The sequence below is a fragment of the Chryseobacterium sp. Y16C genome, assembly GCF_022488405.1.
GTDB lineage: Bacteria > Bacteroidota > Bacteroidia > Flavobacteriales > Weeksellaceae > Chryseobacterium > Chryseobacterium geocarposphaerae.
In genome coordinates, this window is the sequence record NZ_CP092711.1 from 14,608 (window position 1) to 29,034 (window position 14,427).

Genomic DNA, 14,427 nt, shown 5'->3' on the forward strand with positions numbered 1-14,427 from the left:
ACTAACTGCTTTATTTTGGTTTGTAAAGACATTTAACTTTTTACTTTTTCCTTGGTTCTTCCTCAAATCCTTTTAATCCTATTCTTCTCGTAATCTTCAAAAATCATCTGTCCTAATCCTGAAAGTCCTGTAAGGAAAGCTTTTCCTTTATTCTGAGCGGTAAAGATTTCTACAAATTTTCGGAGATAAGGATCCTGTGCAATCATAAAAGTAGTGATCGGAATTTTCAGTTTTCTTGCCTGTGCTGCTTTATGAAGACATTCGGAAACAATTCTTTCATCGAGTCCTACACTGTTCATGTAATATTCTCCGTTCGGTAACTTCAGACAGCTTGGTTTTCCGTCGGTAATCATGAAGATCTGCTTGTTGGTATTTCTTTTTCTTCGCAGAATATCCATTGCCAGTTCCAACCCGGCAACTGTATTTGTATGATACGGCCCAACTTGTAAATAAGGCAAATCTTTAATTTTAATCGGCCATGCTTCATTTCCGAAAACAATAATATCAATAGAATCTTTCGGATATTTTCTTTTGATTAATTCCACCAGAGCCATGGCTACTTTTTTGGCAGGAGTAATACGGTCTTCGCCATACAGAATCATAGAGTGACTGATATCTATCATTAAAACCGTGCTCATCTGAGCTTTGTGTTTGGTTTCTTCTACGATGAGGTCATCTTCCGTCATTCTGAGATCTGAAATTCCATTGTTGATCTGGGCGTTTTTCAAACTTTCAGTCATATTTACAGCTGATAAATCATCACCATACTGGAAATTTCGGTGTTCACCATCGCGCTCGTCACCGATTCCCGTTTTGCTTGTACGGTGATTTCCGATACCACTTTTCTGGAGCTTCCCGAAAATCTGATCCAGGGCATATTCACGAAGGGCAGCTTCCAGTTTGGCAGTCAACACGTTTTTACCTTCTCCGGTTCCGGAATTGCCGTCTTCAGGATCTTCTGCTTTGATATAGCCGCGTTTTTTCAGATCTTCTTCAAAATCTTCACGGGTGTATTCATCATCGAAAATATTGTATTCTCTGTCGAGCATATCGAGCCATTCAAAAGCTTCCTCAAGATCGCCGGAAGTGTGGATGAGCAAATCTCTGAATACATCGAAAACCCTTTCGAAATTGGAAATTTCCTCCGGAACATGTTTACTGAAAGTAAAACCCTGATGAACATTAAAACTTTTATTTGTCATGAGGTTGTTCTTGTTTTTAAAAGATACAATTTAGGAAATAATGTGGGAAGAACGTTGTCTGAGAAATAGAAAATGTTAATCATGCTTATAAAGTATTTAAAATGAATTTGAGATGTATGATAGATGAAAGTCTAATTACAATTATATTTTTCGTTTCTTTTAGAAGATAGTATCTTTGCACTCATATTTACAGCTATGAAAGACTTAATGGGACGTGCTATCTGGGATTTTTATCATGATGAAGATCCAAAAGATTTGCAGACTGAAACTTCAATTTCCGAACTGGACGAGCTCCCGGTAGATTATCTTTTCCGCGATTTTGAAGATATGAATGATATTGAACAGAAAGCCTTAAAACTATCCAAAGGAAAAGTCTTGGATATTGGAGCCGGAGCCGGATCGCATTCCTTGTATCTTCAAAATGATAGAAATCTGGATGTTACTGCGTTAGATATTTCACCAAAATCCATTGAAGTATGCAAATTGAGGGGAATCAAAAAAGCGGTTGCTGAAAATATGCTTCATTTTGAAGGAGAAACTTTTGATACAATTCTTTTATTAATGAACGGAACAGGGATTTTTCAAAGCCTGAAAGTCATTGATATTTATCTCAAAAAATTACATTCTTTGTTGAATGAAAAAGGTCAGATTTTGATTGACAGCACCGATATTTTATATATGTTCGATCGGGATGAAGACGGCGGAGTTTATATTCCTGCAGAAGGATATTATGGCGAGCTGGATTATATCGTTCATTACAAAGGTGAATCTGAAGATCCTATAAAATGGTTGTACTTGGATTTCAATACTTTGAAAAATGCGGCTGAAAATAATGGTTTTAAAATTGAGAAAGTTCTGCAGGATGAAGATGCTTATTTAGCAAGATTAATTAAAAAATAATGAATTGGAGATGCTTCGACAGGCTCAGCATGACATCTCTAATACTATTCGCTTATCTTAAAGCAATAAATAAAAGGATGTTACAAAACGGTTATATTCGCGTTGTCATGCTGAGCTTGTCGAAGCATCTTTAAAAAAAATCCACATGAATTTCATGTGGATTTCTTTATCTGAAATATTGAAGATTATCCAATCTCAATACCATTTTCAACATTGCTGTCATCCGGTGTTACGAAAGATAATTTTCCGTCCGGTTTTGTTGTTAATAGCAACATTCCCTGAGATTCAATTCCTCTGATCTTTCTTGGAGCAAGGTTTAATAAAATCATCACCTGTTTTCCAACTACTTCTTCCGGGGTGAAACTTTCTGCAATTCCTGAAACTACAGTTCTTACGTCAACTCCTGTGTCAACGGTAAGTTTCAATAATTTATCTGCTTTTTCAACTTTTTCAGCTTCTAAAATGGTAGCTGTTCTTAAGTCTATTTTCGTAAAATCATCAAAAGTGATTTCGTCTTTCATAGGATTTGCGTTAGGGTTTGTTTTTTTATTGTTTTGCTTTGTGTTTTCCAATTTCTGGATTTGGGCTTCGATGACATCGTCTTCGATTTTTGAGAAAAGAAGAGATGCTTCGTTGATTTTGTGACCTGTTTCAATTAAAACGGATTTTGTTTCAACATCATTCCAACCTGACCTCTGCACATTGAACATGTTCAATAATTTCTCAGAACTGAAAGGCATAAACGGTTCGCATAGCTGAGCTAAAGCAACCGCAATCTGAGCTCCAACAAATAAAGACTGAGCCGCTTTTTCAGGGTTGTCTTTAATGGTTTTCCAAGGTTCTTCTGTCTGAAGATATTGGTTTCCAAAACGAGCTAAATTCATCAGAGCTGTTAGAGAATTTCTGAATTCATAATTTTCTAAAAACCCTGAAATTTCTTTCGCTGCTTTGTTGATTTCCTTTAATTCAGGACTGTTTGTATTACCTTGAGGAACAACTCCGTCATAATATTTATGAATTAAAACAGCAACTCTATTGATAAAGTTCCCAAAAATCCCAACCAACTCAGAGTTGTTCTTCGTCTGAAAATCTTTCCAGGTAAAATTATTATCCTTCGTTTCCGGAGCTGACGAAAGAAGAGCATATCTTAGCACGTCTTCTTGTCCCGGGAAATCTTCTACATATTCATGTGCCCAAACCGCCCAGTTTCTTGAAGTTGAAATTTTATCATTTTCAAGATTAAGGAATTCAAAAGCAGGAACGTTTTTCGGCATGATGAAATCTCCGTGAGCCTTCATCATCGAAGGGAAAATAATACAGTGGAATACAATATTATCTTTTCCGATAAAGTGAACCAAATCAGAATCTTCGCTTTGCCAGTAATCTTTCCAGTTTTTTCCGTTTTTCTCTGCCCATTCTTTCGTGAAAGAAATATAGCCGATCGGCGCATCAAACCAAACATACAGAACTTTTCCTTCAGCATCCGGAAGCGGAACCGGAACTCCCCAATTCAGATCTCTGGTCATTGCACGCGGTTTCAGCCCGTCATTTAACCATGATTTTACCTGTCCATAAACATTGGGCTTCCAGTCGTCTTTATGACCTTCAATGATCCATTCGTTCAGGAAGTCTTCATATTCATTGAGTGGTAAATACCAGTTCTTTGTTTCTTTTAAGATAGGAACATTGCCGCTTAGCATTGATTTCGGATTGATCAATTCTGATGGAGAAAGGGTAGAACCGCATTTTTCACACTGGTCACCGTAAGCGTTTTCGTTGCCGCAATTCGGACAGGTTCCGACGATATATCGGTCTGCCAGGAATTCTCCAGCCTGTTCGTCAAAATATTGTTCAGACAGTTCTTCAGTGAATTTTCCTTTTTCATAAAGAACCTTGAAAAAATCCTGACTGGTCTCATAATGATTTTTAGACGTCGTTCTTGAATATTCATCGAAGGAAATCCCCAGGTCTGAAAAAGATTTTTTAATGATTTCGTGGTATTTGTCGACGATATCCTGAGGAGTAACCCCTTCTTTTTTAGCTCTTATCGTAATAGGGATCCCGTGTTCATCTGATCCACAGATAAACGCTACATCTTTTCCCAATCTTCTCTGAAATCTTGCGTAAACATCCGCAGGAATATAGACACCTGCCAAATGTCCTATATGAACCGGTCCGTTTGCATAAGGCAAAGCTGCCGTAATCATCTTTCTGTTTGACATTTAATAGTAAAGTTTTAGCTGCAAAGATACTGATTATCTCCGAAAATTAATATCTGTGTCTTTTTAATAGTCGCTATATATTAATTATACGTTAAACCTAAATATTTTGTTAAACAAATGTTTAACTTTTTACTATATTAAGAATTGTATTATGTTTAGCATATTATCTCTTAATGTATTGGTATATAGTTATCTAGCTTTTTATTGGGTTTTAATATAAATATTTTTATTTTAATTTTTTGTTAATTTTATGATAATTATAAAATTTTTATAAATTGCAAGTCTGGTTTCATGCCAGAACTATAAACGAAACTATATAAAAATAAGATTGTGAAAAACTTTACAACAGTATTAAAAATTGCGCCTGCATTTTTATTGGCTAGTTCCATGATTCACGCGCAGACCAAAGACTCTATCACCAAAGAGAAAAAGATAGAGGAGGTTGTTTTGATTGGATATGGTAAGCAGAAGAAAACGGATGTAACCGGATCGATCTCTTCCATCAGTGCAAAAGATTTTAACGGGGGGGCTACTTCACCCGGACAATTGATTCAGGGAAAAACTCCCGGAGTTTCCATTGTAGGGAATAGTGGAGCACCAGGAGCTGGAACTGCCATCAGAATTCGCGGTATTGGATCTTTAAGCGGATCTCAGTCACCATTAATTGTAATTGACGGCGTACCTCAAGACTTTAGCGGAATAAGTGGGGCTTCTGATCCTCTTTCCTTAATTAACCCTAATGATATTCAAACATTTGATATTTTAAAGGATGCTTCTGCTACAGCGATCTATGGAAACAGGGCTTCAAATGGGGTAATTTTAATAACCACAAAGCAAGGAACAGCTGGTAAATTGAAAATTAACTTTTCAACTTTGGCTTCTGTATCTACAAAAATGGGGAATGTAGATGTTTTAGATGCTGATGCATTCAGATCTTTTGTCAATCAAAATGCATCACCAAGCTATGTTGCCAGACTGGGTTCGGCAAATACAAATTGGCAGGACCAGATCTATCAAAAAGCTTGGGGGACAGATAATAATGTTTCTTTCTCTGGAGGTGTTAAAGGCTTACCTTACAGGGTATCATTAGGTTACAATGAGCAAAATGGTATTGTAAAGACCAATTCTTTCCGCAGAACATCTGCAGCAATAAATTTAAATCCTAAATTTTTTGATAATCACTTAAGTGTTAATGTTAATGCCAAAGGAACATTTACGGACAATCGTTTTCCAGCAACAGGAGTGATTGCCAATGCTACTTATTTTGATCCGACTCAACCTGTGTATTCGGGAAATTCTAATTATGGTGGATATTACGAATGGCTAGATCCGGCTTCTAACACTGGGTTAAACGTTAATGCAACTGCAAATCCGGTAGCTCAATTAAATGCGGTAAGAGATGTTTCTTCTGTCTGGAGGGCTCTTGGGAATATACAGCTGGATTATAAACTTCATTTTTTGCCTGATTTACATTTCAATGTAAATGCAGGATATGATTATTCAAAAGGAGAAGGTGCAGTTACCATTGATCCTGCTTATAAATCGGGAATAGGGGTCTTAGGTTCATACAGACCTTATTCAATGGAAAAGAAAAATAAGCTATTGGAAACTTATTTTAATTACACAAAAAATATAACAAGCTTAAAAACAAATGTAGATCTTACTGCTGGTTATGCTTATCAGGATTTTCATACTACTGCACCACTTGTAGTTACCAATCAAGGAAATGGACAAACAGCAGGGCAAGTAAATGCTGTTGACAGGAAATTGGTTCTACTTTCATTTTATGGAAGGGCAATATTTACTATAGCTAATAAATATATCATTTCAGGATCAATAAGACGAGATGGTTCTTCTAGATTTTATAACGGAACAAGAGATAATCTTTGGGGAAATTTCCCAGGAGTCTCTGTTGCTTGGAAAATTAATGAAGAAGAATTTCTTAAAAACTCAGGACTTAATACGTTAAAATTAAGAGCTGGTTGGGGTAAAACAGGAAATAATGAATTGGGAGATAATTATTATCCGGCATTTGCTTCATATAGTCCGAGTGTTCCTGGTGCACAATATCAATTCGGTTCACAGTATTATTATATGCTAAGACCAGATATTTATAATCCTAATTTGACTTGGGAAACCACAACAACACAAAACCTAGGAGTTGATTATGGTTTTGCAAAAAATAGAATTTACGGTGCAATTGATGTATTTAAGAAAAAAGCAGAAAAGTTATTAGTGGACTCACCGATTGCTGCTGGAGATTTAAGTAATCATAATATCTTAAATGTTGGTAGTATGGATACTAAAGGTATTGAAGGATCCATCACTTTTGTGCCTATAAAAAACGAACGTACAACTTGGGAAGTATCTTTCAATGCTACACATTATAATTCTAAAGTAACCAATCTTGTAAGTGCAGCAAACGATTCATTCTTTATTCCAATAGGAGACATTACTGGAGGTGTTGGAAATAAAATCCAGGCTCATGCTGTAGGATACCAACCTTATTCTTTCTTAGTGTATCAACAGGTATATGATAATAACGGGAAACCTTTAGACGGCGTTTTTGTGGACAGAAATGGAGACGGAGTTACTAATGCAAGTGATATGTATTATTATAAATCTACTCAGCCTGATGCAATTTTAGGTTTTAATACGAAAGTAAATTATAAAAACTGGGATTTTGGATTAAGTGCAAGAGCTGTATTAGGAAATTATGTTTACAATAACGCTGCTTCTAACAGTTCATTACAATCTGCTTCTACTAATAGTTATCTTCAGAATGTATATTCTTCATCAGCACAATATCAATTTTCATTACCTAGATATTTCTCTGATTTATTTATTGAAAATGCATCATTCTTCAGATTGGATAATGTGAATTTGGGATATAATTTTAAAGATGTATTCAGTAAAGGAAGCAGTCTAAAAGTTTATGGAATGCTTCAGAATGTATTTGTAATTACAAAATACTCAGGAGTTGATCCTGAAATTTTCGGCAACATAGATAATGGGTATTACCAAATGCCTAAAGTATATTCTTTGGGGCTTAATTTTCAATTTTAAATAGAATAACAAATGAAACCTAATAAAAATATTTTAAATAAAATAACAGTAGTTGCAGCTTTGGGATTACTGACGATTTCGACTTCATGTGTTAGTGATCTAGAGCAAGAGCCAAGAATAGGAGTCACTTCAACAAATGTTTTCAATGATTTTGCAAACTATCCAAGTGCATTAGCCAAAGTATATGGTGGTTTTGCGAGTGGAGGGCAAGAAAGTAACGGAGGAAATTCAGATATTAATGGCATTGACGGTAACTTTTCTCAATATACAAGATTATTATACACGATGCAAACATTACCAACAGATGAAGCGGTTATTGCTTGGAACGATGGTACTTTGCAGACGATTCATAAAATGACTTGGGATTCTTCAAATGAGTTCATTGCTGGAATGTATTATAGAATTTATACAGAAATTGCTTTTTGTAATGAATTCTTAAGGAATGTTACTGATGAAAAGCTGGCATCAAATAATATCACGGGAGATAATCTTAAAGAAGCAAAATATATGAGAGCTGAGGTTAGGTATCTAAGAGCTTTATCATATTACTATGCACTGGACTTATTTGGAAATGTTCCTTTTGTAGATGAAAGCTATCTGCCGGGTTCTACTAATCCACCTCAAAGAATTACTCGTGCCGATTTATTTAATTATGTTGAATCTGAGCTATTAGCAGTTGCTAATGATATGAGAGATGCGCGAACTAGTGCTTATGGTAGAGCAGATAAAGCTGCAGCTTGGTCATTGCTTGCAAGACTTTATCTAAATGCACCTATTTATAATGGAAGTAATCATAATAATGATGTAATTACTTACACTAATAAAGTAATTGCTGCAGGATATTCTTTAAAGACTAAATATTCAGATTTATTCTTGGCAGATAATGACAAGAATAACGCTGAAACTATTTTCCCTATTGTATTTGATGGAGTTCATACCCAGACTTCTGGTGGATCTACCTATATGGTTCATGCTGCAGTTGGAGGTAGTATGCCTTCAGAAAGTATGTTTGGAATCAATGGGGGATGGGGTGGTTTAAGAACTACAAAATCTTACGTTGCATTGTTTACAAATTCAAATGATCAGCGAGGGAATTTTTATACTAGTGGACAAAACCTTGAAATCAATAATTTAGGGGAATTTACTGATGGTTATGCTTTTATAAAATATAAAAATTTAACAAGTACAGGACAATTTGGTTCAGATGGTGCAAAGAATTTCTGTGACGCAGATATTCCTTTATTTAGACTAGCAGATATTTATTTAATGTATGCTGAAGCAACTCTAAGAGGAGGAAACGGTAATACAGCTACTGCTTTGCAATATGTTAACGATATTAGAACAAGAGCTGGCTATACAACGCCATTAGCCTCTATTAACCTTGATTTTATACTTGATGAAAGAGGAAGAGAATTAGGATGGGAAATGACAAGAAGAACAGATCTTATTCGTTATGGTAAGTTTACCACAGGATCATATTTATGGCCGTGGAAAGGAGGAGTAAAAGATGGTAAGAGTGTCGAAAATTTTAGAAATCTTTATCCAATTCCAGCTAAGGATCTAGTTGCAAATCCAAATCTAGTTCAAAACCCAGGGTACTAATCTTAAAACACGATCAAAATGAAACATTTATTTAAAATATTAACATTTGCCCTAATAGGTTTTCTCATAATTGCTTGTGAAAAGGATGAAGATCAGGCAATTTTAGGAGATGGAACAAAGCCGTCTTTATCTGCAGATGCAACAACATTGGTTTTATTAAAGGATGATGAGGCTAATAAGGCTGTTAAATTCAGTTGGGTAAATCCTGTTTTTGATACTCCTGTATCGTTAAGTAATTCTTTGGAATTTGCTAAAGCAGGACTTAATTTTCAAGGAGCACACAGTGTTGATATTACTGCAAAAGACTTATCAGGAACTTATACAGTTGGAGATTTCAATAAAATAATGTTAGATTCAGGTTTTTTACCAGGAGTTGCAACTGCTATTGAAATTAGAATGAAATCTTCTGTTGGTAACGTAGCATTATATTCCAATTCTGTTACAATGACAGTTACTCCTTATTTAACAGCATTCCCTTCCTTTTATTTGGTAGGCGATGCTTCTGCAGTAGGCTGGGATGCGGGAACCTCTCAATTACTTTATAAGAAAGATAATTTTTCAACAATCTATACTTATTTGGAAAATGGTAAAACATTTAGATTCCTTGGACAACAAGGATGGGACCCGCTTAATTATAGTTTAGATACGGCAGGAATGAATGCAGGAAACAAATATTTTAAAACTTGGTCTACGAACTTAGTTGCTTCAACTCCTGAAAACATTCAGTTCAATGGAGTTACAGGAATGTATAAAGTTGTTATTGATGCGGATGCAGCAGTAAAGTCAATTACAGTTTCGGCATCTCCTGTGAATAGCTGGAATCCTACGAATGTTTATTTAGTAGGTACTGTAAATGGTTGGAATGCGGCAACGGCAATTCCAATGACAAGCCTAGGTAACGGGAAGTTTGAGTATACAGTAGCACTTCCTGCTGCTTCAGAATTTAAGTTCTTAGGACAACAAAGTTGGGGAGACCTGGATTGGGGAAATATTACAGCCGATGGAAACACAGGATATCTAGGACCGAAAGGAAGTAATGGTAATATCAAGTTTGATGGAACAGGAGGTAATTATAAAATTTCCGTAAATGTGAAATTAGGAACTTACAAAATCCAGCCATTATAAAATTAATTTAATCTGAATTTACATAGCCAAGTGCTGTTTTTATAAAAGCACTTGGCTATTTTTAAAGTTATAAATAGTCATTATGAAGAAAATTACAGTTGGAGCATTTTTGCTCTCAATGATGTTTGTGGGTGTTAATGCACAATCTTTAAAATCGCCGGACGGAAAATTTGAAATGGATTTTCAGCTGAAGCAGGGAGTTCCGTATTACAATCTTAAATACAATGGTAAAACAGTGGTGGAAGATTCTAAATTGGGATTGAGATTATTTAAAGATGCTTCAATAAAATTTGCGTCAGAAATTGCAAAACCAGAAGATGCCAAATTCGATTTGAACAATGGTTTTTCAAAAGTTGACGAAAAAAGAGATTCAAAAAATGAAACCTGGCAGCCGGTTTTAGGGGAAAAGAAAAACTATATTAATCAATATAATGAATTGGCGGTTACGCTGAATCAGGCTTCTACGGATAGAAGTATTGTGGTAAAATTCAGATTGTTTAACGATGGATTAGGATTCAGATATGAATTTCCTCAACAGAAAAATCTGAATTACTTTACCATTCGTGAAGAAGATTCTGAAATTGATTTCCCGACAGATATGAAAGCCTGGTGGATTGTTGCAGATTACGATTCCCAGGAATATAAATATCAGGAAACAAAAGTTTCTGAAATTCCTGCAAGATGGCCTGAAGCAGCCGATGCAAATGCATCTCAAACTTTAATTAAAAATGCCGTTCAGTCTCCGGTAATGTTGAAAAGAGAAGGGAAAGAATCTTTATATATCAATGTTGCAGAAGCTGCGGTTCTGAATTATCCAGCTTCTCACCTTGAGGTAGATGCTCAGAATTTTAAATTTAAAACTCATCTCACTGCCGACAGACAGGGAGCAAAAGGATATATTCAAACACCATCTGTTACTCCTTGGAGAACAATTATTGTTTCTCCAAAAGCAGAAGAAGTGATGGCTTCTAAAATGATTTTTAATCTTAATGAGCCTACAAAATATACAGATACTTCTTATATCCATCCGACAAAATACATGGGTGTTTGGTGGGAAATGATTATCGGGAAATCTCAATGGGCGTATTCAACAGCAGAAAATGTGCATTTGGATACAACCGATTTTACGAAACTGACTCCAAACGGAAAACATGCAGCCAACAATACAAAAGTAAAAGAATACATCGATTTTGCTGCTGAAAACGGTTTCCAGGGTCTATTGATCGAAGGTTGGAATATCGGTTGGGAAGACTGGTTCGGGCATTCAAAAGAATTTGTTTTCGATTTCATTACCCCTTATCCGGATTTTGACATTAAAATGTTAAATGAATATGCACACTCTAAGGGAATTAAATTAATCATGCACCACGAAACTTCAGGTTCGGCAACGAACTATGAAAGATGGGCAGATAAAGCTTTTCAGTTGATGAACAAATATGGGTATGATGCTGTGAAAACCGGTTATGTTGGAGACATTATTCCAAGAGGTGAGCACCATTATTCCCAATGGACGATCAATCATTTCTACAGAATTGCGGAGAAAGCCAATGAATATAAGATCATGGTAAATTCTCACGAATCTGTACGTCCTACAGGAGAGAGCCGTACTTATCCAAACTATATTTCTGCGGAAGCAGCCCGTGGTACGGAATATGAGGCGTTCGGAGGAAATAACCCGGATCATCAGACCATTCTTCCGTTTACAAGATGGATGGGAGGTTCTATGGATTATACACCTGGAATTTTCCAGACCAAACTAGACTATTATTTCCCGGGGGACAATCGTTTCGTAAAAACAACACTCGTAAAACAGTTAGCGCTTTATGTAACGATGTATATGCCTCTCCAAATGGCGGCAGACTTACCGGAAAACTATAAAAAGCATATGGACGCTTTCCAATTCATTAAAGATGTAGCGGCTGACTGGGATGATACAAAAATCTTATCGGCAGAACCCGGAGATTACGTCGTAACGGCCAGAAAAGCTAAGGGAACTGAAAATTGGTTTGTAGGAGGAATTACCGATGAAAATAAACGTGATTATACCGTAGATTTCTCTTTCCTGGATAAAGGACAGAAGTATGAAGCAACCATCTACGAAGATGGAAAAGATGCAGATTATATCAACAATCCTCAAAGCTATAATATCTATAAAAAGCAGATTACAAGCAAATCTAAGATCAATTTTAAAATGGCAAGAAGTGGAGGCTTCGCCATCTCGATTAAGCCTGTAAAATAAAAATTTTCTTAACTTTATAATCCTTAAAGGTTTTGCCTTTAAGGATTTTTTATATGTTCTATTTATATTATATTTTTTGAAAACAGGATAGCCAAAAATCTTATTAAGCAAAAATTTATGAAAAAAATATACGCAATTATTGCACTTTCAGTAGCTGCAGTAGCCTTTTCCCAGAAACCTTTAGACAAGGTAGAGCCTGCATTCTGGTGGAAAGGAATGAAAAATCCTGAACTTCAGATCTTGATGTACGGAAAAAATATTGCTAAGAATGAAATTGAACTTTCGGACGGTGTTCAAATAAAAAACATCCAAAAAGTTGAAAACCCGAATTACGTTTTTGTAACGGTTAATATCAATGAAATTAATGTTCCGAAGTTTAAGATTATCATTAAAAACGGGAAAAAAAATATAGGCTCTTACACCTATGAACTAAAGCAGAGAAACCCGAATTCTGCGAATAGAGAATCCTTTACTTCAAAAGATGTGATGTATCTGATCATGCCTGACCGATTTGCGAATGGTGATGAAAAGAATGATTCTAGTCCTAATTTAACGGAAAAAGCGAATAGAAACCTTCCCAATGGCCGTCATGGAGGAGATTTAAGAGGAATTATCAACAATCTGGACTATATTCAAAATTTAGGAGCAACATCCGTTTGGCTGACTCCTGTGAATGAAGATAATGAAAAGGTATATTCCTATCACGGGTATGCCCAGACAGATTTATACAAAATTGATGAGCGCTACGGAACCAATGAAGATTATAAAGAGCTTTCCCAGAAGTTGAACCGGAGAAATATGAAGCTGGTGATGGATTATGTGACCAATCACTGGGGAGTTTCTCACTGGATGATCAAAGACTTACCGACAAAAGATTGGATCCATTGGTTTAAAGATGGAGAAAACGGTTTCAGACGTTCGAATTATAAAACCACAACACAGTTTGATACCAATGCCTCTGAAATAGACAAAAAATTGGCATTAGACGGCTGGTTCGATACCACAATGCCCGATATCAATCAGAACAATCCGCTGGTTCTGAAATATCTTACTCAAAATGCGATCTGGTGGATTGAATATGCTGAATTGGGAGGCTTCCGCGTAGATACTTATCCTTACAACGACAAAGAAGCCATGGCAAAATGGGCCAAAGCAATCACTGACGAATATCCGAATTTTAATATCGTTGGAGAAACATGGTTGTATACAGCGGGACAAATATCTGCATGGCAAAAAGATTCCAAAACCGGAGAAGCTGCTAATTATAATTCTTATTTACCTTCTGTGATGGATTTTATGCTGTATAGAGATTTACCAAAAGCATTAAAAGAAAAAGAAGGTTGGGATTCCGGATTGGTGAAGATTTATAATGTATTTACAAGTGATTTCCTTTATCCAAATATCAATAACGTAATGGTTTTCTTCGAAAATCATGATACGGAAAGATGGAATGAAATTTTTAATGCAGATCCTAAAGCCTATAAATTGGGCCTTACTTTGATTTCTACCGTTCGCGGAATTCCACAAATTTATTATGGCTCCGAAATAGGAATGCGTGGTGATAAAAATAAAGGTGGAGATGCAGACATCAGAAGAGATTTTCCTGGAGGCTGGAAATCTGATAAACAGAACGCTTTCGATCCCTCTTCCCAAACCGCTGAGCAAAAGGAATTTTATCAGTTTACCCGTAAATTATTGAATTGGAGAAAAGGCAATGAAGTTATTCATACAGGAAAAACTAAAAATTTCGTTCCTCAGAATAATGTTTTTGTGTATTTTCGATATAATGAAAAAGAAAGTGTGATGGTGATTCTGAATAACGATGAAAAAGAACAAAAACTGGACCTGAAACATTTTGCAGAATCATTGAACGGGTTTACAAAAGGAAAAGATATTCTCTCTGATAAGGAATTTTCGATGCAGAATACTTTAACAATACCGGCAAAAACACCGATGATTATTGAATTGAATTAAAACATGAATAGCACAAATGTTTTCGCAATTAAAACCTTTGTGATCTTACTTAAGTGAAACGCCTTTGCGAACTTAAAAACATTTAGTAGTTAAAAAG

General features: G+C 35.7%; 8 protein-coding genes. 6 read left to right on the plus strand and 2 right to left on the minus strand.

Going from position 1 to position 14,427, the window contains the following annotated elements; genetic code table 11:
* Positions 1 to 62 precede the first annotated feature (62 nt).
* Positions 63 to 1,202 (minus strand): vWA domain-containing protein, encoded by a 1,140-nt coding sequence (locus MKS83_RS00065; RefSeq protein ID WP_240581414.1) that lies wholly within the window; start codon positions 1,200 to 1,202, stop codon positions 63 to 65.
* Positions 1,203 to 1,397: 195 nt separating this feature from the next.
* On the opposite strand from MKS83_RS00065, the gene MKS83_RS00070 reads away from it, so the two are divergent.
* Positions 1,398 to 2,102 (plus strand): class I SAM-dependent methyltransferase, encoded by a 705-nt coding sequence (locus tag MKS83_RS00070; RefSeq protein WP_240581415.1) that lies wholly within the window; start codon positions 1,398 to 1,400, stop codon positions 2,100 to 2,102.
* A gap of 185 nt (positions 2,103 to 2,287) precedes the next feature.
* Here MKS83_RS00070 and metG read toward each other — a convergent pair whose 3' ends face one another.
* Positions 2,288 to 4,324: a methionine--tRNA ligase gene (metG, locus tag MKS83_RS00075; protein WP_240581416.1), complete on the minus strand. Its 2,037-nt coding sequence runs from the start codon at positions 4,322 to 4,324 to the stop codon at positions 2,288 to 2,290.
* Positions 4,325 to 4,654: 330 nt separating this feature from the next.
* On the opposite strand from metG, the gene MKS83_RS00080 reads away from it, so the two are divergent.
* The 5 genes from MKS83_RS00080 to MKS83_RS00100 all read left to right on the plus strand — a co-directional run bounded on the left by MKS83_RS00080 (position 4,655) and on the right by MKS83_RS00100 (position 14,330).
* Positions 4,655 to 7,390: a SusC/RagA family TonB-linked outer membrane protein gene (locus tag MKS83_RS00080; RefSeq protein ID WP_240581417.1), complete on the plus strand. Its 2,736-nt coding sequence runs from the start codon at positions 4,655 to 4,657 to the stop codon at positions 7,388 to 7,390.
* A 12-nt stretch (positions 7,391 to 7,402) separates the two neighbouring features.
* Positions 7,403 to 8,992, plus strand: a complete 1,590-nt coding sequence (locus tag MKS83_RS00085; RefSeq protein ID WP_240581418.1) for a RagB/SusD family nutrient uptake outer membrane protein — start codon at positions 7,403 to 7,405, stop codon at positions 8,990 to 8,992.
* Positions 8,993 to 9,010: 18 nt separating this feature from the next.
* Positions 9,011 to 10,117: a SusE domain-containing protein gene (locus MKS83_RS00090; protein WP_100375081.1), complete on the plus strand. Its 1,107-nt coding sequence runs from the start codon at positions 9,011 to 9,013 to the stop codon at positions 10,115 to 10,117.
* Positions 10,118 to 10,199: 82 nt separating this feature from the next.
* A complete protein-coding gene (locus MKS83_RS00095; protein WP_240581419.1) occupies positions 10,200 to 12,356 on the plus strand; it encodes a glycoside hydrolase family 97 protein in 2,157 nt (718 codons plus the stop codon).
* A gap of 117 nt (positions 12,357 to 12,473) precedes the next feature.
* Positions 12,474 to 14,330 carry a glycoside hydrolase family 13 protein gene (locus MKS83_RS00100; protein WP_240581420.1) on the plus strand — a complete coding sequence of 619 codons (1,857 nt, stop codon included), beginning with the start codon at positions 12,474 to 12,476 and terminating at the stop codon, positions 14,328 to 14,330.
* Positions 14,331 to 14,427: the final 97 nt, after the last annotated feature.

Coding starts and splice junctions, on each gene's coding strand:
- MKS83_RS00065 (WP_240581414.1), bottom strand. CDS start 1,202: ATGACAAATAAAAGTTTTAATGTTCATCAGGGTTTTACTTTCAGTAAA.
- MKS83_RS00070 (WP_240581415.1), top strand. CDS start 1,398: ATGAAAGACTTAATGGGACGTGCTATCTGGGATTTTTATCATGATGAA.
- metG (WP_240581416.1), bottom strand. CDS start 4,324: ATGTCAAACAGAAAGATGATTACGGCAGCTTTGCCTTATGCAAACGGA.
- MKS83_RS00085 (WP_240581418.1), top strand. CDS start 7,403: ATGAAACCTAATAAAAATATTTTAAATAAAATAACAGTAGTTGCAGCT.
- MKS83_RS00090 (WP_100375081.1), top strand. CDS start 9,011: ATGAAACATTTATTTAAAATATTAACATTTGCCCTAATAGGTTTTCTC.
- MKS83_RS00095 (WP_240581419.1), top strand. CDS start 10,200: ATGAAGAAAATTACAGTTGGAGCATTTTTGCTCTCAATGATGTTTGTG.
- MKS83_RS00100 (WP_240581420.1), top strand. CDS start 12,474: ATGAAAAAAATATACGCAATTATTGCACTTTCAGTAGCTGCAGTAGCC.